The sequence below is a fragment of the Streptomyces lasalocidi genome, assembly GCF_005280215.1.
In the GTDB taxonomy this organism is placed as follows: Bacteria; Actinomycetota; Actinomycetes; order Streptomycetales; family Streptomycetaceae; genus Streptomyces; species Streptomyces longwoodensis.
In genome coordinates, this window is record NZ_SZNQ01000001.1 from 5,862,635 (window position 1) to 5,883,751 (window position 21,117).

Annotated in this window: 18 protein-coding genes; 13 read left to right on the forward strand and 5 right to left on the reverse strand. The window is 74.6% G+C overall.

The genetic code is table 11. The features are described 5' to 3' along the window. The first annotated feature begins 480 nt into the window (after nt 1-480). The 9 genes from E4U91_RS39085 to E4U91_RS26455 all read left to right on the forward strand — a co-directional run bounded on the left by E4U91_RS39085 (nt 481) and on the right by E4U91_RS26455 (nt 9,924). Nucleotides 481-861 carry a CBS domain-containing protein gene (locus tag E4U91_RS39085; protein WP_241678690.1) on the forward strand — a complete coding sequence of 127 codons (381 nt, stop codon included), beginning with the start codon at nt 481-483 and terminating at the stop codon, nt 859-861. 111 nt (nt 862-972) lie between these two features. Further along, nucleotides 973-1,353, forward strand: a complete 381-nt coding sequence (locus E4U91_RS26420; protein WP_137309129.1) for a cell division protein SepF — start codon at nt 973-975, stop codon at nt 1,351-1,353. 156 nt (nt 1,354-1,509) lie between these two features. Continuing rightward, on the forward strand, nt 1,510-2,808 hold the full coding sequence (locus E4U91_RS26425) for an AAA family ATPase (protein WP_241678691.1): 1,299 nt from the start codon (nt 1,510-1,512) through the stop codon (nt 2,806-2,808). Beyond that, the gene (locus tag E4U91_RS26430) at nt 2,805-3,152 is read left to right on the forward strand and encodes a nucleotide pyrophosphohydrolase (protein ID WP_137309130.1); all 348 of its coding nucleotides are present in this window, start codon (nt 2,805-2,807) and stop codon (nt 3,150-3,152) included. Before E4U91_RS26425 ends, E4U91_RS26430 begins: the two co-directional genes overlap by 4 nt. Nucleotides 3,153-3,319: 167 nt before the next feature. Next, complete coding sequence (locus tag E4U91_RS26435; RefSeq protein WP_137309131.1) at nt 3,320-3,778, forward strand: DUF6099 family protein; 459 nt, start codon at nt 3,320-3,322, stop codon at nt 3,776-3,778. Between the two features lie 83 nt (nt 3,779-3,861). After that, the gene (locus E4U91_RS26440; RefSeq protein WP_137309132.1) at nt 3,862-4,782 is read left to right on the forward strand and encodes an LLM class F420-dependent oxidoreductase; all 921 of its coding nucleotides are present in this window, start codon (nt 3,862-3,864) and stop codon (nt 4,780-4,782) included. 67 nt (nt 4,783-4,849) lie between these two features. Continuing rightward, on the forward strand, nt 4,850-5,797 hold the full coding sequence (locus E4U91_RS26445; protein ID WP_137309133.1) for a DUF4232 domain-containing protein: 948 nt from the start codon (nt 4,850-4,852) through the stop codon (nt 5,795-5,797). A 123-nt stretch (nt 5,798-5,920) separates the two neighbouring features. Then, a complete protein-coding gene (locus E4U91_RS26450; protein WP_137309134.1) occupies nt 5,921-7,384 on the forward strand; it encodes a 3' terminal RNA ribose 2'-O-methyltransferase Hen1 in 1,464 nt (487 codons plus the stop codon). Then, a complete protein-coding gene (locus E4U91_RS26455; protein ID WP_137309135.1) occupies nt 7,381-9,924 on the forward strand; it encodes a polynucleotide kinase-phosphatase in 2,544 nt (847 codons plus the stop codon). The genes E4U91_RS26450 and E4U91_RS26455 overlap by 4 nt, the downstream gene beginning before the upstream one ends. Before the next feature lie 52 nt (nt 9,925-9,976). Here the strand turns inward: E4U91_RS26455 and E4U91_RS26460 are convergent, their stop codons facing one another. Further along, a complete protein-coding gene (locus E4U91_RS26460) occupies nt 9,977-10,876 on the reverse strand; it encodes an NAD(+)/NADH kinase (RefSeq protein WP_137309136.1) in 900 nt (299 codons plus the stop codon). Next, the gene (locus tag E4U91_RS26465) at nt 10,873-12,060 is read right to left on the reverse strand and encodes an SPFH domain-containing protein (protein WP_137309137.1); all 1,188 of its coding nucleotides are present in this window, start codon (nt 12,058-12,060) and stop codon (nt 10,873-10,875) included. Before E4U91_RS26465 ends, E4U91_RS26460 begins: the two co-directional genes overlap by 4 nt. A 138-nt stretch (nt 12,061-12,198) precedes the next feature. Here E4U91_RS26465 and E4U91_RS26470 point away from each other — a divergent pair, with 138 nt between their 5' ends. Both E4U91_RS26470 and argF read left to right on the forward strand, forming a co-directional pair. After that, the gene (locus E4U91_RS26470; protein ID WP_168218159.1) at nt 12,199-13,422 is read left to right on the forward strand and encodes an arginine deiminase; all 1,224 of its coding nucleotides are present in this window, start codon (nt 12,199-12,201) and stop codon (nt 13,420-13,422) included. Between the two features lie 103 nt (nt 13,423-13,525). After that, nucleotides 13,526-14,533, forward strand: coding sequence for an ornithine carbamoyltransferase (gene argF, locus E4U91_RS26475; protein ID WP_137309139.1), 1,008 nt, complete (start codon nt 13,526-13,528; stop codon nt 14,531-14,533). 193 nt (nt 14,534-14,726) lie between these two features. Here the strand turns inward: argF and E4U91_RS26485 are convergent, their stop codons facing one another. Then, on the reverse strand, nt 14,727-15,185 hold the full coding sequence (locus E4U91_RS26485; RefSeq protein ID WP_137309140.1) for an ATP-binding protein: 459 nt from the start codon (nt 15,183-15,185) through the stop codon (nt 14,727-14,729). A gap of 273 nt (nt 15,186-15,458) precedes the next feature. On the opposite strand from E4U91_RS26485, the gene E4U91_RS26490 reads away from it, so the two are divergent. Next, on the forward strand, nt 15,459-16,286 hold the full coding sequence (locus tag E4U91_RS26490; protein ID WP_137309141.1) for an enoyl-CoA hydratase family protein: 828 nt from the start codon (nt 15,459-15,461) through the stop codon (nt 16,284-16,286). 7 nt (nt 16,287-16,293) lie between these two features. After that, on the forward strand, nt 16,294-18,561 hold the full coding sequence (locus E4U91_RS26495) for a bifunctional salicylyl-CoA 5-hydroxylase/oxidoreductase (RefSeq protein WP_137309142.1): 2,268 nt from the start codon (nt 16,294-16,296) through the stop codon (nt 18,559-18,561). A gap of 24 nt (nt 18,562-18,585) precedes the next feature. Here E4U91_RS26495 and E4U91_RS26500 read toward each other — a convergent pair whose 3' ends face one another. Together E4U91_RS26500 and E4U91_RS26505 are read right to left on the reverse strand one after the other, a co-directional pair. Next, nucleotides 18,586-19,413 carry a PaaX family transcriptional regulator gene (locus E4U91_RS26500; protein WP_137309143.1) on the reverse strand — a complete coding sequence of 276 codons (828 nt, stop codon included), beginning with the start codon at nt 19,411-19,413 and terminating at the stop codon, nt 18,586-18,588. 15 nt (nt 19,414-19,428) lie between these two features. After that, a complete protein-coding gene (locus tag E4U91_RS26505) occupies nt 19,429-21,018 on the reverse strand; it encodes an AMP-binding protein (RefSeq protein WP_137309144.1) in 1,590 nt (529 codons plus the stop codon). Nucleotides 21,019-21,117 lie beyond the last annotated feature (99 nt).

A 21,117-nucleotide genomic window follows, 5' to 3' on the forward strand; every position in this document is an offset into this window, starting at 1 on the left:
TGTGATCAACTCACTCTGGCGACAACGGACTTCCCAGGGTCCCGCCAGACGTACGAGATGCACCGGAACCCGTCGAACCCCCGGTGCTCCCCGCACCCAGGGCCCCCCTCGGGCTCCTGAACCGATCACCCCCACGCCCGGCACGGGTAGCGACTGCTTCTCCGCAGCGCCGGGCCTAAAGATCATTACAGGTCGCCTCGGGCTCGAACGCCCGAAGCACGGTCAATCTAGACCATCGGGACCGGTATGAAGAGAGGATGTGTGAGATTTGTGTTCAAGCTTTGGGGTTCCGCTTGTGGGGCCACCGGGACCCGACGAGGTCCCGCGGCCCCCGGGGCGGGAGGGGCGGGGGATCCGGCGGGGCGGGCGTGAGGCATCGGCCGACCTCCCACAGGTGTTCGAGACGTCACCCCGCGCCCGCGTCGGGACGCGTGCGCCGGAGCCGGCGCGGCGCACAACTGAACCGCCTCCGCTTCTGAGGTGGCCGGATCTCGCGCGGTGCGCACACGGCCGGTCCGCCGCGCGGAACCGGCCATCCGGCGACGGACCGGCCACCGGGCCGGCCGCCCGCGCCGCCGTGCTCCGGGGGCCGCCGACCGCCGGGAACCCGGTGCGCCGCCCGGCCGCGTCGCCGTGTTCGCCCCCGCCCCTGAGGGCTACGCGGCGCACGGGGCCGTCATCCCACAGCTCGGAGGTGTCCCAGGACCCGCCGAGCTGATGCGCCGGCACCACGTCCGCCGCCTGCCTGTCGTCGAGCGCGGCGGCTGCCCCGTCGGCGTGGTCGGCCTCGGCGACCTGGCCGCCGAGGAGGACCCGCACTCCGCGCCGGCCGACATCGACCGGTCCGCAACCAGCCGCTGAGCTCCGCTCCCGGTGCGGTCGCGCACCGTGTCGCTGTTGGGCCGTACGGGTGACGTGGCGTAAGAATTGGCTGGTGCAGGCAATGAACGCGAGTCAGGTCAGGGGGATCCGGTGAACCGGTACGACGTCACCGACGAACAGTGGGAGGGGCTCGCCCAGGTCGTGCCGCTGCGGGGCCGGGACGCCTGGCCGTCCGCCGTGGACCACCGCTCCCTGCCCGACGCCGAGACCGAGACCCGGCGCCGCTTCGTCGTGCTGCGCGTCAACGTGTTCGCCGACGCCCGCGAGGTCGCCGAGACCCTGATGTCCGGCATCCCGGTCCTGCTCGACCTCACCGGGGCCGAGGGGGACGTCGCCAAGCGCGTCCTGGACTTCTCCACGGGGGTCGTCTTCGGCCTGTCCAGCGGGATGCACCGGGTCGATCGCAACGTGTTCCTGCTGACCCCGCCGGGGACCGAGGTGAGCGGGCTGATCGAGGGCGCGGGGGTCTGAGGGGGCGGACGGCGGGGCTCGTGGGGGCGCGCGGGCGCCCGCTGCGGACCGTCCCGCGCCGCCCCACTCCTTCGGCCGTTCCACACGCCGCCCGATCGTGGGAACGCCCCTCGGGCGGAACGATTCCGTGGGTGCGGCCGGCCATAGCGTCCCGGCATGACCGTTCCGCGCGGGTCCTCCGCCTCCCTGCCGGGTGACCTCCCCGACGCGTCCGTCGGTGCCGCCGCGAACGGTGCCACCGGTGCGGCCGGTGCGACCGCCGAGGACGACACGGCCCGGGTCCCCGCACAGGGCGGGCACCCCGCTCCGTCCCGGCTCCGGGCCGACGGGGCGGGGGCGCACCCGGTGCGGCCCCGGATCACCGAGCTGCGGCTGTCCGCCTTCGCCGGGCACCGGCGCACCGCGCTGCCGCTGGGCGCGGTCACCGTGCTGGCGGGCCGCAGCGGCAGCGGGAAGACCAGCGCCCTCCAGGCCTGCGCGGCGCTCGCCCGGCTCGCGGGCGGCGCGGTCCTCGCCGAGGTGTTCCCGGACGCCGCCGCCTGGGTGCCCGACCGGGCCCGCCCCGACGCGCAGCGCCGGCGCGGCTTCCGTATCGGCTGCACGGCCGACGGCCCCGAGGGTCCCGTACGGCTCGACCTCGCCGTCCAGGCCGAGCCGGAGCTGCGCGTCGTCGGCGAGCGGCTGACCGCGGGGGACCGCGTCCTGCTGGAGACGGCGCTGCGCGACCCCGGCCGGCCCACCGTCCAGGCCGCCTGGCACACCGCGGGCTCCGCCCCCGTCACCCGCGCCCCGCTCCCCGACGACCGCCTCGGCACGGCCCTGCTCCCGCTGCGCGTCGCCGGCAAGACCGACGGCCAGCGCCGAGTGCTCGCGGCCGCCGAGCAGATGGTCGTCGCCCTGCGCTCCCTCTACGCCTGCGACCCGCGCCCCGACGCGATGCGCGCCCCCGTCCCGACCGGCACCGGCCACCTGCTGACCGGGTGCGACAACCTCGCCGACGTCCTGTGGCGGACCCGGGTGGAGTGCGGACGCCGGCACGCGCTGCTCGTGGACGCCGTCCGGGCGGGGTGCGCCGGGCCCGTGACCGACCTGCGCGCCGAACCCCTCGGCGACGGCACCGTGCGCGCCGTCCTGGTCCGCGGGGCGGGGCCGGCCACGGAACTGGCCCGCCTCGGTGACGGCGAACTGCGCTACCTCGCGCTCGCGCTGGTGCTGCTCACCGGCCCCGGCGTACTGGACGTCGACACCCCCGGCGAGGTCCCCGACGCGATGCGCACCCTCACCGTCCTCGCCGACGGCTTCGACCGCGCCCTGGACCCCGCCCAGCGCTCCGCCCTGCTCGGCCTCGCCGGGCGGATGGGCGAGCGCGGGCACATCCGCTGCGTCGCGGCCGTGAGCGACGGCTCCTGGGCGGCCGGGGTGCCCGGGGTGACGGTGGTAGACCTGGACCCGTGACCGAAGAGAACACCCCGCCCGACCTGCCCGCGCTCCAGCGCCGGCTCGCCGAGTTCGCCGCCGCCCGCTCCTGGCAGCCGTACCACACGCCCAAGAACCTCGTCTCCGCGCTCAGCGTGGAGGCGGCCGAACTGGTCGAGATCTTCCAGTGGTTGACCCCCGAGCAGTCCGAGCGGGTCATGGACGACCCGGACAGCGCGCACCGGGTCACCGACGAGGTGGCCGACGTCCTCGCGTACCTGCTGCAACTGTGCGAGGTGCTGGGCATCGACCCGCGCGCGGCGCTCGCCGCGAAGATCGAACGCAATGAACTCCGGTTCCCGGTGGGCAGGAACGGCGACTGATCGTTATCACACTCGGTAGTTGTCTGCCGCTTCGAGACCGATTTGTTGTCCAGTATTTTCCGTCTTTCTCTGGTATCAGGTCTCAATGAGTCTCACTCTGGGTAGTGGACACATGAGTTCGGTCGGACGCGCGAGGGGCGCGCGCCGGGGACGGACGGGGGCGGCGCATGGAAGCGGTGCGGCTCATCCGGGCGAGCAGGCGCGCGCTCGCGGGCAGTGTCGGCGAGGCGGAGATCCTGACGGAGGTCTGGCAGGCGCACACCCTGGCCCAGGCGATCGGCAGCCGCCTGGCCGTCTCCGGTCCGCCCGAACTTCGCGGTGAGGCCCTGGGGTTGACCGAGCTGGCCGGCCGGGGCTGCGGGGTGCTGGACACCCCCGACCTCGACGAGGGCGACTTACGGGCGGCCCACCTCACCGAGCTGGACGACGCCCGGGAGACGCTGCTCTGCCTCGGCGGACTGCTCGGCGAGGTCGGCATCGTCCTCGTGGGCCTGGCGGGCGGGGTCGACGAGGGCACGTACTGGCAGTGCATCGAGTCCATCGACGCCGCCGACGAGTCCCGCGACCGCGTCCTGGAGATGCTCCGCAGACTGGCGGCCCGCGAGGAGGCCCTGCCGGAACGGTGAGCCGCGGGTCCCCGCAGGTCGCCGGGGGCCGACACGGGGGTCCGGTGGCGCCGGGCGCCGGTTCGGGAGGCAGGATGGGAAGCATGGATCTTCGCATCTTCACCGAGCCCCAGCAGGGCGCCGACTACGACACCCTGCTCACCGTGGCGAAGGCCACCGAGGACCTCGGCTTCGACGCCTTCTTCCGCTCCGACCACTACCTGAAGATGGGCGACGTGGACGGCCTGCCCGGCCCCACCGACGCCTGGATCACCCTCGCCGGACTGGCCCGCGAGACCCGGCGCATCCGGCTGGGCACCCTGATGACCGCCGCCACCTTCCGCCTGCCCGGCGTGCTCGCGATCCAGGTCGCCCAGGTCGACCGGATGTCCGGCGGCCGCGTCGAACTCGGCCTCGGCGCGGGCTGGTTCGAGGAGGAGCACACGGCGTACGGCATCCCCTTCCCGAAGGAGAAGTTCGGCCGCCTGGAGGAGCAGCTGGAGATCGTCACCGGCCTGTGGGGCACCCCGCCCGGCGAGACCTACGACTTCCACGGCAAGCACTACGACCTCACCGGCTCGCCCGCGCTGCCCAAGCCCGCGCAGGAGAAGGTCCCGGTGCTGATCGGCGGCCACGGCGCGCAGCGCACCCCGCGGCTCGCCGCCCGCTACGCCGACGAGTTCAACATGCCGTTCTCCTCCGTCGAGGACAGCGAGCGGCAGTTCGGCCGGGTCCGGGAGGCCGCGCGCGAGGCGGGCCGCGACGCCGACGAGCTGGTGCTGTCCAACGCGCTGGTGGTCTGCGTCGGCAAGGACGACCAGGAGGTCGCCCGCCGCGCCGCCGCCATCGGCCGCGAGGTCGACGAGCTGAAGGCCAACGGACTGGCCGGCTCCCCGGCCGAGGTCGTCGACAAGATCGGCCGCTACGCCGAGGTCGGCTCCCGCCGGTTCTACCTCCAGGTCCTGGACCTCGCCGACCTGGACCACCTGGAGCTGATCGCGTCCCAGGTGCAGTCGCAGCTGTGACAGTGCTGTGACCGGAACTGTGGCGTCCGTCACTCCGCCGGGGCCGATGCCCTGATGGGGTGACGGGATGCCCCGACCCGTGCCCCTCGTGCTCCCCGCCCTCGCCGCCGCCGTCCTGCTGCTGACGACGGCCTGCGGCACCGAACACGCCGGCCGCGGCGTCGACGCGGGTGCCGCCACGCCGGGCGGGCGCACCGCGGTCACCGACCCGCCCGTGGACGGCGTCCGCGTCACCTCCGTCACCCTCCCGGCGGCCACCCCCACCCCGTCCCCGACGCGCGGGGGCCACGGCGTCCACGCCGATCCGCTGCCCACCGGCACCCCCGCCGCCACGGGCGTCTCCGCCGCCTACGAGGTGACCAACAACGGGCCCGTCGCGATGACGTACACCATCGTCTTCACCTTCGCCGACGACGCCGGCGGGGCGATGGACAACCGGACGCGGACCGTGGCGGGCGTCGGCCCCGGCCGTACCGTGCGCGGCACGGTCACGATGGAGACGCTGCCGCCGGGCGCGTCCCCCGTGACCCGGGTGAAGGTGCTGCGCGTGACCAAGGTGCCCGCGAGCGAGGCGCCCGCCGCGCCCGGCGTCTGCCCGCCCTCCGGGATCCGGGTCACCGCGGACGACGGCGACGCCGCGATGGGCCTGCGCGTGGTCGGCCTGCGCCTGGACAACTGCGGCACCCGCGCGGTCTCCCTCCACGGCTACCCGGACCTGACCCTCCTGGACGCGGACCGCGAGCCGGTCCACGGCGTCCGCATCCTGCACGGCAGCGGCGGCATCGCCACCGTCACCGGCTTCGACGACCCGCCCCGGCCCCTCACGCTCGCACCGGGCCGCAGCGCGAGCGCCGGACTGATGTGGCGCAACACCACGGGCTCCGGCGCCGCCGTCGACGTCCCCTACGTCCGGGTGCGCGCCCTGCCCGGCGCCGACCCGGTGACCGTGACGCCCCACCTCGACCTCGGCACCACGGGCGAGCTGGGCGTCAGCGCCTGGAAGCCGGTCCCGTAGCGGCCCGTCGGGCCCGGTGAATATTCAGCAGTGCCTGCGAGGACCCGACGGTACGTTGGGGGCACGCTCGACCCCGCTGCGGCGAACGCCGCAGCTCACCCCATACGTTGAGGCCAGGCCACCGTGTTCCTGACGATCAGTACCACCGGTACCCCGGAACGCCCCGCCACCGACCTCGGGTTCCTGCTGCACAAGCACCCCGACAGGGCGCAGGCGTTCTCCACCTCCTACGGCAGGGCGCACGTCCTGTACCCCGAGGCGGGCCCGCAGCACTGCACGGCGGCGCTGCTGCTGGAGGTGGATCCGGTGGCCCTGGTCCGGCGCGGCCGGGGCAAGGACCGCGGCGGAGCCCCCGACGCGGCGCTCGCCCAGTACGTCAACGACCGCCCCTACGCGGCCTCCTCGCTGCTCGCGGTGGCGCTGAGCGCCGTCTTCTCCAGCGCGATGCGCGGCGTGTGCGCCGCCCGCCCCGAGCGGGCCGCCGAGCCGCTGCCGCTGCGCATCGAGGTGCCCGCCCTGCCCGCCCGCGGCGGACCCGGGCTCGTCCGGCGCCTGTTCGAGCCGCTGGGCTGGACGGTGACCGCCGAACCGGTACCGCTGGACACCGAGTTCCCCGAGTGGGGCGACTCGCGGTACGTGCGCCTCACGCTGGAGTCGGCGCAGCTGACCCTGTCGGCGGCCCTGCGGCACCTGTACGTGCTGCTGCCGGTCCTCGACGACGCCAAGCACTACTGGGTCGCGCCCGACGAGGTCGACAAGCTGCTGCGGGCCGGCGAGGGCTGGCTGCCCGGCCACCCGGAGCAGAAGCTGATCACCAGCCGCTACCTGTCCCGCCGCTGGTCGCTGACCCGGCAGGCGAACGAGCGGCTGGAGCTGGTGCGGCTGGCCGAGACCGACGACAGCGAGGTCGAGGAGATCGACAACGCGGTCGGCGAGGACACGGAGACGGAGGAGAAGCCGACCCCGCTGGCCGTGCTGCGCCGCGAGGCGATCCTCACCGCCCTGACGGAGTCCGGCGCCGCCCGGGTGCTCGACCTCGGCTGCGGCCAGGGCCAGTTGGTGCAGGAACTGCTCCGGGACGTCAGGTTCACGGAGGTCGTCGGCATGGACGTGTCCGTGCGGGCGCTCACCATCGCCGCGCGGCGCCTGAAGCTGGACCGCATGGGTGAGCGGCAGGCCGCCCGGGTCCGGCTGCTGCAGGGCTCGCTCGCCTACACCGACAACCGGCTCAAGGGCTACGACGCGGCCGTGCTCAGCGAGGTGGTCGAACACCTCGACCTGCCCCGGCTGCCCGCGCTGGAGTACGCCGTGTTCGGGCACGCCCGTCCGCGCACGGTGGTCGTGACCACCCCGAACGTCGAGTACAACGTCCGCTGGGAGTCCCTCCCGGCCGGGCACGTGCGGCACGGCGACCACCGCTTCGAGTGGACCCGTGCCGAGTTCCGCGCCTGGGCCGGCGCGGTGGCCGAACGGCACGGCTACGACGTGGAGTTCCGGCCCGTGGGACCGGACGACCCCGAGGTCGGGCCGCCCACCCAGCTCGCCGTGTTCGGCGCCAGGACCGCGAAGGAGGCGAAGGCCGCATGACCACCGGGACCCCGCAGGGACGGCTCCTGCCCGTCACCGACCTCTCCCTCGTCGTGCTCGTCGGCGCCTCCGGCTCCGGCAAGTCGACGTTCGCCCGCCGCCACTTCAAGCCCACCGAGGTCATCTCCTCGGACTTCTGCCGCGGCCTGGTCAGCGACGACGAGAACGACCAGGGCGCCACCCGGGACGCCTTCGACGTCCTGCACTACATCGCGGGCAAGCGTCTCGCGGCCGGCCGGCGCACCGTCGTCGACGCGACCAGCGTGCAGAAGGAGGCCCGCCGGCAGCTGATCGACCTGGCCCGGCAGTACGACGTGCTGCCCATCGCGATCGTGCTGGACGTGCCCGAGGAGGTGTGCGCCGAGCGCAACGCGTCCCGCCCCGACCGCGCGGACCTGCCCCGCCGGGTCGTCCGCCGCCACACCCGCGAACTGCGGTCCTCCCTGCGCCACCTGGAGCGCGAGGGCTTCCGCAAGGTGCACGTGCTGCGCGGGGTGGAGGAGGTCGAGCACGCCACCGTCGTCACCGAGAAGCGCTTCAACGACCTGACCCACCTCACCGGCCCGTTCGACATCATCGGCGACGTCCACGGCTGCGCGTCCGAACTGGAGGCGCTGCTCGGCAAGCTGGGCTACGTCGACGGCGCCCACCCCGGCGGCCGCACCGCGGTCTTCGTCGGCGACCTCGTCGACCGCGGCCCCGACAGCCCGGGCGTGCTGCGCCGGGTGATGGCGATGGTGAAGTCGGGCAACGCCCTGTGCGTGCCGGGCAACCACGAGAACAAGTACGGCCGCCACCTCAAGGGCCGCAAGGTCCAGCACACCCACGGACTCGCCGAGACCGTCGCGCAGATGGCGGGCGAGAGCGAGGAGTTCGTCGCCGAGGTACGGGAGTTCATCGACTCGCTGGTCAGCCACTACGTCCTCGACGGCGGCCGGCTGGTGGTCTGCCACGCGGGCCTGCCCGAGAAGTACCACGGCCGCACCTCCGGCCGGGTCCGCTCGCACGCCCTGTACGGCGAGACCACCGGGGAGACCGACGAGTTCGGGCTGCCGGTGCGCTACCCGTGGGCCGAGGACTACCGCGGCCGGGCCGCCGTGGTCTACGGCCACACCCCCGTCCCCGAGGCGACCTGGCTGAACAACACCATCTGCCTGGACACCGGCGCCGTCTTCGGCGGCAAGCTGACCGCGCTGCGCTGGCCGGAGCGCGAGCTGGTCGACGTACCGGCGGAGCGGGTCTGGTACGAGCCGGCGAAGCCGCTGCGCTCCGAGGCGCCCGGCGGGCAGGACGGACGGCCGCTGGACCTGGCGGACGTGCAGGGGCGGCGGGTCGTGGAGACGCGGTACCAGCCCCGGATCACGCTGCGCGAGGAGAACGCGGCGGCCGCCCTGGAGGTGATGAGCCGCTTCGCGGTCGACCCGCGGCTGCTGCCGTACCTCCCGCCGACCATGGCGCCGACGGCGACCTCCAAGGTGGACGGCTACCTGGAGCACCCGCTGGAGGCGTTCGCGCAGTACGCCGCCGACGGGGTCGAGCGGGTCGTGTGCGAGGAGAAGCACATGGGCTCGCGGGCCGTGGCGCTGGTGTGCCGGGACGCGGAGGCGGCCCGCCGGAGGTTCGGCGTCGACGGGCCGACGGGCTCGCTGTACACCCGTACCGGCCGCCCCTTCTTCGACGACCCGGCGACCACGGAGGCGGTCCTGGACCGGCTGCGCGCCGCGGTCGGCGCGGCCGGCCTGTGGACGGAGCTGGACACCGACTGGCTGCTGCTGGACGCCGAGTTGATGCCCTGGTCGCTGAAGGCGTCCGGGCTGCTGCGCGCGCAGTACGCCGCGGTCGGCGCCGCGTCCGGCGCGGTGTTCCCGGACGCGCTGGCCGCGCTCGAGGGCGCGGCGGCGCGCGGGGTGGACGTCGGTGACCTGCTGTCCCGGCAGCGCGAACGGGCCGCCGACGCGGCCGCGTTCACCGCCGCCTACCGCCGGTACTGCTGGACCACCGACGGCCTGGACGGCGTGCGGCTCGCGCCGTTCCAGGTCCTCGCGGTCCAGGGCCGCAGCCTCGCGGGCCTGCCGCACGACGAGCAACTCGCCCTGCTGGACCGGCTGGTGGAGCACGACGGCAGCGGCCTGCTGCACACCACCCGGCGCCTGTACGTCGACACCGGCGACCCGGAGTCGGTGCGGGCGGGCGTCGACTGGTGGCTGGAGATGACCGGCCGGGGCGGCGAGGGCATGGTCGTCAAGCCGCTGGGCGCGCTGGTCCGCGACGGCGAGGGCCGTCTGGTGCAGCCGGGCGTGAAGTGCCGGGGCCGGGAGTACCTGCGGATCATCTACGGCCCGGAGTACACCCGCCCCGACCACCTGGCCCGGCTGCGGGGCCGCTTCCTCCAGCACAAGCGGTCCTTGGCGCTGCGCGAGTACGCCCTGGGCCTGGAGGCCCTGGACCGGCTGGCCGGGGGCGAGCCGCTGTGGCGGGTGCACGAGGCGGTGTTCGGGGTGCTGGCCCTGGAGTCGGAGCCGGTCGACCCGCGGCTGTGAGGGGCCGCGCCCGCGGCCCGCGCCCCGGTCCACCGGGTGCGGGCGGCGGGCGTCAGTCCACCAGCCGCAGGCGGTGGGCGCACACGCCCACCTCGACCGTCTGCCCCCAGGTGAGGTCGAGCGCGTCGGTCTCCATGCCGTCGCCGAAGACGACCAGCCGCTCCGACTCGACCGTCAGGCGCAGCCGGGCGGCGGCCGTCAGCTCCCCGGCGACCAGCGCGGTGCCGGTCGCCGGGGAGGGCCACGCCTCGCGCACGAACCACAGCAGCCGGTCCTCGGTCGGCGCGGGCAGCCGCAGCGCGGCGTGCCGCTCCTGCCACACCGAGCGGATCCAGCCGGTCGCGCCGGTGCCGGTGCCGACCAGCACCCCCGAGGAGGCCTGGGCCTCGACGACACCCCCGTCGCCCTCGAGGCCCAGGCGGTAGCGGGCGGTCCGGTGCCCGGCGGCGCCGAGGTACACCTCGTTGAGCGCGACGAGGCGCTGGGTGTCGTCGGCGACCGCCTCGACCATGGTCAGCCCGGCCGTCGAGGCGCGGCCCTCCAGCGCCCCCGGGATAAGCGCCGCCGCGTCGGCCGGGGCGTGCCGGACCAGCACGCCGGGATTGCGCCCCGGGTCGGTGTCGATGCCGATCACCGGCTGGTCCGACAGGTACTTGGCGACGTTGGCCACCAGCCCGTCCTGCCCGACCACGACGACGACGTCCTCCGGCGCGAACAGGAACCGGTCCAGGTCGGCCCGCTCGACCCGGGACTGGCGCCAGCTCAGCGGGATCGCCGCCGTCACCTCGGCCAGCGCCCGGCGGGTGCGGTGGTGGCGCTCGGCGACCTCCTCGATGTCCCGGCCCCGCGAGGCGAGGAAGAAGGCGGCCTGCCCGTGCGTGCCGTGCCGGGCCACCAGCTCCTCGTACTCCGTGGTGCGGTGGACCAGCACGGCCCGCGGGGCCAGGCTCACGCGCGGCCCCCGGGAGGTGTCCCGTCGGCTACGCCGGGCTCGCGCCGCCCGGCCGACGGGGCACCCCCGAGCCGGCTGAGCAGCCCGGTGAGCACGTCGGGGGAGACGGTGACGCTGTCGATGTGCGGCAGGTTCTCCGCCAGCCGGGTGCCGGTGAGCGCGTGCAGCACCGCCACGTCGACGTCGGCGTGCACCCGCAGCCAGGCCGCCTGTGCCTGGGCGCGGGCCTCGCCCACCTCGCGGGCCGCCTCGGCCTCCGCGTGGGCGAGGCGCACCGCGCGGTCGGCCTCCGCCGCGGCGAGCCGGGCCGTGCGGGTCGCCTCCGCCTCCGCCAGCCGTTCGGTGCGCCGTGCCTCGGCGTCGGCCAGCGCCACCTGCCGTGCCGCCTCGGCCTCGGCGAGCCGCACCGCGCGGGACGCCTCCGCCTCGGCCCGTACCTTGTCGGCGGCCGCGCCCTCCTCGGCCTCGCGGCGGGTGTTGGCGCCGCGCTGCTCGACCAGCCGCTCCTCGCGCCGGGCCAGTTCGATCTGGCTGGCCAGCTCGTTCTCCGCGATGGTGCGTTCGCGTTCCACCGCCACCGCGCGCCGCTCGTAGGTGGCCCGGTCGGCCTCCTGCTGGATCTGCTCGCGGGCCGGGGTGCGCAGGGCCCGTTCGACCTCCGGCTCGGGGCGCAGCGCCACGACCCGGACGGCGACGACCTCGATGCCGGTGGCCGGCAGCCGGGGCTCGGCGGCCAGGCCGGCCGCGATCCGGTCGCGGACCGCGCCGACCCCGTCGACCAGCGCCGACGCCAGCGGGGTCCGGGCGAGGACCGCCAGCGCGTGCTGCTGAGCCGTCTCGGTCAGCAGCGTGCCGAGCTGTTCCAGGGGTGCGCCGCGCCAGATCCCGGTGTCCGGGTCGATGGAGAAGTCCAGGCGCGCGGAGGCGAGGGCCGGGTCGCCGATCCGGTAGGTCACGGTGGCCTGCACCGCCACGTCCTGGAAGTCGGCCGTACGGGCGTGGAAGGTCATCGCCAGCTCGCGGTCGTCGACCGGGACCTCGGACAGCGCGGCGGTCAGCGAGCGGTACCAGAAGCTCAGCCCCGGGCCGTCGTGCACCAGCCGGCCCGAGTGGTGGTGCCGGACGTGCGCCGTCGGCGCGCCGCGCAGGTGGCGCCAGCCCAGGCGCCGGGTGATGTCGGCCATGCGACCCCCTCGCTCGTTCTCGTCACCGAGACGATAATCGTCCCGTCCGCTTGTCGTCAAGGGGACGAAAAGAGGGGCGGTGCAACGAGTCGCGGCGGAACCGGGGTGAACCCCCGCCTTCGCGGTCAGGATGAAGGCATGGGATTCCACGTCGACTCCGAAGCCGGGCGGCTGCGCCGCGTCATCCTGCACCGGCCGGATCTCGAGCTCAAAAGGCTCACCCCCAGCAACAAGGACGCGCTGCTCTTCGACGACGTGCTCTGGGTGCGCCGGGCGCGCGCCGAGCACGACGGTTTCGCGGACGTCCTGCGCGACCGCGGCGTCGCCGTCCACCTCTTCGGCGACCTGCTCACCGAGGCCCTGCACGTCCCCGAGGCGAGGGAACTCGTCCTGGACCGCGTCTTCGACGAGAAGGAGTACGGCCCGCTCGCCACCGACCCGCTGCGCGCCGCCTTCGACGCGCTGCCCGCCGAGGAGCTGGCCGAGGCCCTCATCGGCGGGATGACGAAGCGGGAGTTCCTGGAGGGGCACGAGGAGCCGGTTTCGGTGCGCTTCCACGCCATGGAACTGGACGACTTCCTGCTGCGGCCGCTGCCCAACCACCTCTTCACCCGCGACACCTCCGCCTGGATCTACGACGGCGTCTCCATCAACGCCATGCGCTGGCCGGCCCGCCAGCGCGAGACCGTGCACTTCGAGGCGATCTACCGCCACCACCCGCTCTTCCGCGACGAGGACTTCCACCTCTGGTCCGAGGGGCAGGCCGACTACCCGTCGACCATCGAGGGCGGGGACGTGCTGGTGATCGGCAGCGGGGCGGTCCTCATCGGCATGAGCGAGCGCACCACCCCGCAGGCCGTCGAGATGCTGGCCCACAAGCTGTTCGCGGCCGGGTCCGCGCAGACCATCGTGGCCCTCGACCTGCCCAAGCGGCGCGCCCTCATGCACCTGGACACCGTGATGACGATGGTCGACGGGGACACCTTCACCCAGTACGCGGGCCTCGGCATGCTCCGCTCGTACACCATCGAGCCGGGCGCCGGGGAGAAGGAGCTGAAGGTCACGGACCACCCGCCGGAGCACATGCACCGCGCGATCGCCGCCGCGCTGGGCCTGAGCGAGATCCGGGTGCTCACCGCCACCCAGGACGTGCACGCCGCCGAGCGCGAGCAGTGGGACGACGGCTGCAACGTGCTCTGCGTCGAGCCGGGCGTCGTGGTCGCCTACGAACGCAACTCCACCACCAACACCCACCTGCGCAAGCAGGGCATCGAGGTCATAGAGATCCCGGGCAGCGAACTGGGCCGGGGTCGCGGCGGACCGCGCTGCATGAGCTGCCCGGTGGAGCGGGACGCCGTGTGAGGGCAGGGGCGGGGCGGGGAGTGGCCGTATAGAAATTCTGTTATTCGTATACACTTCCACCGTCATCTGTCCCCGCCCCCTCTCGTCCCCCTGGAGCGCCCCCATGGCGACTGTCCCGACCGCCCTCGCCGGCCGCCCCTTCCTCAAGGAGCTGGACTTCACCGGGGAGGAGCTGCGCGCCCTGGTGGAACTGGCCGCCGAGCTGAAGGCCGCCAAGAAGGCCGGGACCGAGACACGTCACCTGCGGGGGAAGAACATCGCCCTGATCTTCGAGAAGACCTCGACGCGCACCCGCTGCGCCTTCGAGGTCGCCGCCGCCGACCAGGGCGCCTCCACCACGTACCTGGACCCCGTCGGGTCGCAGATCGGGCACAAGGAGTCGGTGAAGGACACCGCCCGGGTGCTCGGCCGGATGTACGACGGCATCGAGTACCGCGGGGACAGCCAGGCCAAGGTGGAGGAGCTGGCCGCGTACGCCGGCGTGCCCGTCTACAACGGCCTCACCGACGACTGGCACCCCACCCAGATGCTCGCCGACGTGCTCACCATGACCGAGCACACCGCCAAGCCCCTCACCGAGGTCGCCTTCGCCTACCTCGGCGACGCCCGCTTCAACATGGGCAACTCCTACCTCGTCACCGGCGCCCTGCTCGGCATGGACGTGCGGATCGTCGCCCCCAAGACCTACTGGCCCGCCCAGGAGGTCGTCGAGCGCGCCCGCGAGCTGGCCGCGGCCAGCGGGGCCCGCGTCACCCTCACCGAGGCCGTCGAGGAGGGCGTCGCGGGCGCCGACTTCGTCGCCACCGACGTGTGGGTGTCGATGGGCGAGCCCAAGGCGGTCTGGGACGAGCGCATCACCGCCCTCGCCCCGTACGCGGTGACCATGGACGTGCTGCGCGCCACCGGCAACCCGGACGTGAAGTTCCTGCACTGCCTGCCGGCCTTCCACGACCTGGGCACCAAGGTCGGCCGCGAGATCCACGAGAGCCACGGCCTGGACTCCCTGGAGGTCACCGACGAGGTGTTCGAGTCGGCCCACTCGGTCGTCTTCGACGAGGCGGAGAACCGGCTGCACACCATCAAGGCGGTCCTGGTGGCCACCCTCGCCTAGGGCCTGTCGTTTGGATCATTCCGGCGTCGCGGGGTCTGGCACGCGCATCTGCGGCGTTGTCGTCGGTTGGCGACGCTCCGCGTCGCCGCCCTCCTCCGCCTTGCAGCTGCACGCACCAGACCCCGCTCGGGTCGGCGACAAGGCGCCGTGGGCCGGGCCGGACTGATCCAAACGACAGGCCCTAGGTCCCGGGTCAGGACGTCTGCGGCCGCCACTGCGGCGGGACCGTCGCCAGCCGGAACCACACCGCCTTGCCCGTCCCGGTGGGGCGGTGCCCGCAGGACGAGCTGAGGGCGCGGATCAGCAGCAGTCCCCGCCCGTGCTCCTGCCAGGGGTCCGGCTCCCGGCCGGACGGGCGGGTCAGGTCGCCCGGCGGCGCCGGGTCCGGATCGTGCACCTCGACCTGGCAGCCGGTCGGCAGCAGCTCCACCACCAGCTCTATCGGGCCGTCCCCGGCGGCGTGCTCCACGGCGTTCGCCACCAGCTCCGCGGTGAGCAGCTCGGCGGTGTCGCGGTCCGCCCCGTGGGCCGGCTCCGTCAGCGCCGTGCGGACCAGCGCACGGGCCACGGGCACGGCCGCGGCGGAGTGCGGCAGCGCGATGCGCCAGGAGGCGGGCGAGGCGGAGGGTTCGTGCAAGGCGAGTCCGTTCATGGCGCAGGGTCCTGCGAGCGTCGTCATCACGCGGTCCTGCTTTCCGACCTCAGGAATGGTACGGCGGCCCCCGGCAGGGGCGCACGACGGGCGCCGCACGGGACCGGCGGCCCCGCTACCGGGCGGCTTACCCCGGCGAACGCCCCGGCTCGTCGCGACGATCCCCTTGTTACGGCCTTGTCGACGAGCGGTGACACCGCCGCCCGCCCGAACCGGTGCCCGTCTTGTGTCGCCCTCGTGACGACAGTCACGGACGAGTGATAGCTTCGAAGGGTGAGTCCCTTCCTCGGATCCGCCGCCCGCACCGCCGACTGGGAACACCTGCGCGTCGAGCACGCCGACGGCGTGGCCACGGTGACCCTGGCCCGCCCCGACAAGCTCAACGCCCTCACCTTCGGCGCCTACGCCGACCTGCGCGACCTGCTCGCCGAGCTGTCCCGGGAGCGGTCCGTGCGGGCCCTCGTCCTGGCCGGCGAGGGCCGCGGCTTCTGCTCCGGGGGCGACGTCGAGGAGATCATCGGCGCCACCCTCGCCCTGGACACCGCCGGGCTCCTCGACTTCAACCGGATGACCGGCCAGGTCGTACGGGCGGTGCGCGAGTGCCCGTTCCCGGTGATCGCGGCCGTGCACGGCGTGGCCGCGGGCGCGGGCGCCGTCCTGGCCCTCGCCGCGGACTTCCGGGTCGCCGACCCCACGGCCCGCTTCGCCTTCCTGTTCACCCGCGTCGGCCTGTCCGGCGGCGACATGGGCGCGGCCTACCTGCTGCCCCGGGTGGTCGGCCTCGGCCACGCCACCCGGCTGCTCATGCTGGGCGAGCCGGTGCGCGCCCCCGAGGCCGAGCGCATCGGCCTGATCAGCGAACTGACCGAGGAGGGCCGGGCCGACGAGGCCGCCGCCGCGCTGGCCCGCCGCCTCGCCGACGGCCCGGCCCTGGCCCACGCCCAGACGAAGGCCCTGCTCACGGCGGAGCTGGACATGCCGCTGGCGGCGGCGGTGGAACTGGACGCCGCCACCCAGGCCCTGCTGATGAACGGCGAGGACTACGCCGAGTTCCACGCCGCGTTCACGGAGAAGCGCACCCCGAAGTGGAGGGGGAGGTGAGACCACGATGCGTGTCGCGGTCATCGGCGGGGGTCCCGGCGGACTGTACGCCGCGGCCCTGCTGAAACGACTCGACCCGGCCCGCGAGGTGACCGTCTGGGAGCGCAACGCCCCCGACGACACCTTCGGCTTCGGCGTCGTCCTCTCCGACGAGACCCTGGGCGGCATCGAGCACGCCGACCCCGTCGTCCACGACGCCCTGCGGCGCCACTTCGTGCGCTGGGACGACATCGACATCGTGCACCGGGGCCGGCGGCACACCTCCGGCGGCCACGGCTTCGCCGCCCTCGGCAGGCAACGGCTCCTGGACGTCCTGCACGGGCGCTGCCACGACCTCGGCGTCGACCTCCGCTTCCGCTCCACGGCCCCGCACCCCGACCGACTGGCCGCCACGCACGACCTCGTCGTCGCCGCCGACGGGATCAACAGCACCACCCGGCAGGCCCGTGCCGAGGCGTTCCGCCCCCGGGTGACCGCCCACCGCTGCCGCTACATCTGGCTCGCCACCGACTTCGCCTCCGACGCCTTCCGCTTCGAGATCGCCGAGACCGAGCACGGCGTGATGCAACTGCACGCCTACCCCTACGCGCCCGACGCCTCCACCGTGATCGTCGAGATGCGCGAGGAGGTCTGGCGCGCGGCCGGCTTCGACGAGCTGGGCGAGGAGGAGTCCGCCGACCGCTGCGCCAAGGTCTTCGCGGAGGCGCTCCGCGGCCGGCCCCTGCGCTCGAACCGGTCGGCGTGGACGACGTTCCGCACGGTCACCACCGAGCACTGGTCGCACGGCAACGTCGTCCTCCTCGGCGACGCCGCCCACACCGCGCACTTCTCCATCGGCTCCGGCACCAAGCTCGCCGTCGAGGACGCCCTCGCCCTGGCCGCCTGCCTGCGCGAACACCCCGACCGTGACACGGCGCTGGCGGCCTACGAGCAGGAGCGCAAGCCGGTCGTGGCGTCCACCCAGCGGGCCGCCCGGGCGAGCCTGGAGTGGTTCGAGAACCTCGCCCTGTACCTCGACCAGCCGCCCCGCCGGTTCGCGTTCAACCTGCTCACCCGCAGCCGCCGCGTCACCCACGACAACCTCCGGCTGCGCGACGCGCGGTTCGTGGAGACGGTGGAGCGCGAGTTCGGCTGCCCGCCCGGCACGCCCCCGATGTTCACGCCGTTCCGGCTGCGCGGCCTGACCCTGCGCAACCGGGTCGTCGTCTCGCCCATGGACATGTACTCCGCGGCCGACGGCCTGCCCGGCGACTTCCACCTGGTGCACCTGGGTGCCCGGGCCCTCGGCGGCGCCGGACTGGTGATGACCGAGATGGTGTGCGTGAGCGAGGAGGGCCGCATCACCCCCGGCTGCACCGGCCTCTACACCGGCCGGCAGGCCGAGGCGTGGCGGCGCGTCACCGAGTTCGTGCACACCCGGGCGCCGGGCACCGCGATCGGCGTCCAGCTCGGGCACTCCGGCCGCAAGGGCTCGACCCGCCTGATGTGGGAGGGCATCGACGAGCCGCTGCCCGACGGCAACTGGCCCCTGGTCGCGGCCTCCGCGCTGCCGTACCGGCCGGGCAGCCAGACACCGCGCGAGCTGTCCCGGGCCCAACTGACGGACCTGCGCGAGCAGTTCACGGCGGCCGGCCGCCGGGCCGCCCGGGCCGGCTTCGACCTGCTGGAGCTGCACTGCGCGCACGGCTACCTGCTGTCCGGCTTCCTCTCCCCGCTCACCAACCGCCGCACCGACGCCTACGGCGGCAGCCTGGACCGGCGGCTGCGCTTCCCGCTGGAGGTGTTCGACGCGGTCCGGGCCGTCTGGCCCGGGGAACGCCCGATGACGGTGCGCATCTCCGCCACCGACTGGGCCGAGGGCGGCACGAGCGCCGACGACGCCGTGGAGATCGCCCGCGCCTTCGCCGCGCACGGTGCCGACGCCGTCGACGTGTCCACCGGCCAGGTCGTCGCCGAGGAACGCCCGGAATTCGGGCGGTCGTACCAGACGCCGTACGCCGACCGGATCCGGCACGAGGCCGGGGTGCCGGTGATCGCGGTCGGCGCGATCTCCTCCTGGGACGACGTCAACTCCCTGATCCTCGCCGGACGCACGGACCTGTGCGCGCTCGCCCGGCCCCATCTGTACGACCCGCACTGGACGTTGCACGCCGCCGCCGAGCAGGGCTACTCCGGGCCGGGCGCCGTGTGGCCGGAGCCCTACCGGGCGGGCAGCCGGCGCCCCCGGACCGGACGCACCGACACCCCCAAACCCCGCCTCACGCTGGGCCCCTGAGGTTCCGTCAGCCGTCGGACGCCGTCATGCGTCCTGCCGGGGCGCCCCCGCGAACTCCGCGCCCGCGTCCCGCAGCCGGCGGTGCAGGCCCCGGAACACCTCGGCCGAGCGCACCCCCGGCCAGTCGGCGGGCAGCAGCCGGGCGGGCAGGCCCGGGTCGGTGTACGGCAGGTGGCGCCAGGAGTCCAGGGCGAGCAGGTAGTCGCGGTAGGCCTCGTCCGGCGGGGTGTCCACGCGCCGTTCCCAGGCGCGCAGCACCTCCTCGTGCCGGTCGAGGAACGCCTCGTGCTCCTTGGCGATGGCCGCCAGGTCCCACCAGCGGGCCACGGACTCCACGGTCGCGGCGAAGCCCAGGTGCTCCCCGCGGAAGAAGTCGACGTACGGGTCGAGCCGCAGCCGCCGCAGGCTGTGCCGGGTCTCCTCGTACAGCCGGGCCGGGGCGATCCACACACCGGGGGCCGCCGTGCCGAAGCCGAGGCCGGCCAGCCGGGAGCGCAGCACGTGGCGCTTCTGCCGCTCCGACTCCGGCACCGAGAACACCGCCAGCACCCAGCCCTCGTCGTCGGGCGGCGCGGACGCGTAGACGCGCCGGTCGCCGTCCTCGAGCAACTGCCGTGCTTCGGGCGAGAGCCGGTAGCCCGCGGCGCCCTCGGCGGTGCGGGCGGGCAGCAGCAGCCCGCGGCGTTTCAGCCGGGACACCGAGGAGCGCACCGAGGGGGCGTCGACGCCCACCGCGGCGAGCAGCCGGATCAGCTCGGCGACGGGCACGGGGCCCGGCGCGAAGCGGCCGTAGGCGCCGTAGAGCGTGACGATGAGGGACCGGGGAGCGTGCTGGTCGGACACGTTGATCATTTTAAGTCGTCGGCGTCACTGCTGGTCGCCTCCGGTGCGCAGGCGGAACCGCTGGAGCTTGCCGGTCGCGGTGCGCGGCAGCGCCTCCAGGAAGACCACCTCGCGCGGGCACTTGTAGGGCACCAGCTCCCGGCGGACGAAGGCGCGCAGCGCCTCCGCGTCCCGCCGGGCACCCTCGCGCGGCACCACGAAGGCGACCGCGACCTGCCCGCGGTCCTCGTCCGCGCGCCCCACGACCGCCGCCTCCACCACGTCCGGGTGGCGCAGCAGCGCCTCCTCGACCTCGGGTCCGGCGATGTTGTACCCGGCCGAGATGATCATGTCGTCGGCGCGGGCCACGTACCGGAAGTACCCGTCGCCGCCGCGCACGTAGGTGTCCCCGGTGACGTTCCAGCCGTCGCGCACGTAGTCGCGCTGGCGGGGGTCGGCGAGGTAGCGGCAGCCCACCGGGCCCTGGACGGCGAGCAGTCCGGGCTCGCCGTCGGGCACGGGCGCCCCGTGCGCGTCCTGCACCCGCGCCCGCCAGCCGGGCACCGGGAAGCCGGTGGTGCCGGGCCGGGCGTCCTCGTCGGCGGCCGACAGGAAGATGTGCAGCAGCTCGGTGGCGCCGATGCCGTTGATGATCCGCAGCCCGGTCCGCTCGTGCCAGGCGTGCCAGGTGGCCGCGGGCAGGTTCTCGCCGGCCGAGACGCAGCGGCGCAGGGACGACACGTCGTACGCCTGCGGCTCGCCCAGCATCGCCCGGTACGCGGTCGGCGCCGTGAACAGCACCGACACCCGGTGCTCGGCGATCGCGGGCAGCAGCTGCCGGGGGCCCGCCTGCTCCAGGAGCAGCGCCGAGGCGCCGGCCCGCAGCGGGAACACCACCAGCCCGCCGAGGCCGAAGGTGAAGCCCAGCGGGGGACTGCCCGCGAACACGTCGTCCGCGCGCGGCTTCAGCACATGCCGGCCGAAGGTGTCGGCGACCGCCAGGACGTCCCGGTGGAAGTGCATGCAGCCCTTGGGGCGGCCCGTGGTGCCCGAGGTGAACGCGATCAGCGCCACGTCGTCGCAGGCGGTGGCCACGGCCCGGTAGGCGCCCCCGGGCGCCGGGCGGCGCAGCAGGTCGTCGGGCGCGTCGCCGCCGTACGTCGTGATCCGCAGGTCCGGCACCTCGGCCTTGGCGAGGTCGTCCACCGCCCGGACGTCGCACAGCGCGTGCCGCACCCGGGCGATCTCGCAGATCGTGCGCAGCTCCTGCGGGCGCTGCTGGGCGAGGACCGTGACGCACACCCCGCCCGCCTTGAGCACCGCGAGCCAGCAGGCGGCGAGCCAGGGGGTGGTGGGGCCGCGCAGCAGCACCCGGTTGCCGGGGACGACGCCCAGGCCGCCGGTCAGCAGGTGCGCGATCCGGTCGACGCGGGCCCGCAGCTCGCCGTAGGTCCAGGTGCCGTGCGGGGTGCGGAAGGCCGGGCGGTCGTCGGGCGGGCCGTGCAGCAGCTCGGCGGCGCAGTTCAGCCGGTCCGGGTAGCGCAGCTCCGGCAGGTCGAGGCGCAGCTCGGGCCACTGCTCGGGCGGGGGCAGGTGGTCGCGCGCGAAGGTGTCGACGTGGGCGGAGTCGTGCATGTCCGTGCGCCCCCTTGCCGGTCCGGCGTCGTGGTGGGCTCGCCCGTCGAGCGTATCGCGTCGGTGACGGCAGTCAACGGGGCGCGATAAGGTCGGAGG

Coding starts and splice junctions, on each gene's coding strand:
- E4U91_RS26485 (WP_137309140.1), bottom strand. CDS start 15,185: ATGAACGGACTCGCCTTGCACGAACCCTCCGCCTCGCCCGCCTCCTGG.
- E4U91_RS26440 (WP_137309132.1), top strand. CDS start 3,862: ATGGATCTTCGCATCTTCACCGAGCCCCAGCAGGGCGCCGACTACGAC.
- E4U91_RS26435 (WP_137309131.1), top strand. CDS start 3,320: ATGGAAGCGGTGCGGCTCATCCGGGCGAGCAGGCGCGCGCTCGCGGGC.
- E4U91_RS26445 (WP_137309133.1), top strand. CDS start 4,850: ATGCCCCGACCCGTGCCCCTCGTGCTCCCCGCCCTCGCCGCCGCCGTC.
- argF (WP_137309139.1), top strand. CDS start 13,526: ATGGCGACTGTCCCGACCGCCCTCGCCGGCCGCCCCTTCCTCAAGGAG.
- E4U91_RS26465 (WP_137309137.1), bottom strand. CDS start 12,060: ATGGCCGACATCACCCGGCGCCTGGGCTGGCGCCACCTGCGCGGCGCG.
- E4U91_RS26500 (WP_137309143.1), bottom strand. CDS start 19,413: ATGATCAACGTGTCCGACCAGCACGCTCCCCGGTCCCTCATCGTCACG.
- E4U91_RS26505 (WP_137309144.1), bottom strand. CDS start 21,018: ATGCACGACTCCGCCCACGTCGACACCTTCGCGCGCGACCACCTGCCC.
- E4U91_RS26425 (WP_241678691.1), top strand. CDS start 1,510: ATGACCGTTCCGCGCGGGTCCTCCGCCTCCCTGCCGGGTGACCTCCCC.
- E4U91_RS26455 (WP_137309135.1), top strand. CDS start 7,381: ATGACCACCGGGACCCCGCAGGGACGGCTCCTGCCCGTCACCGACCTC.
- E4U91_RS26495 (WP_137309142.1), top strand. CDS start 16,294: ATGCGTGTCGCGGTCATCGGCGGGGGTCCCGGCGGACTGTACGCCGCG.
- E4U91_RS26470 (WP_168218159.1), top strand. CDS start 12,199: ATGGGATTCCACGTCGACTCCGAAGCCGGGCGGCTGCGCCGCGTCATC.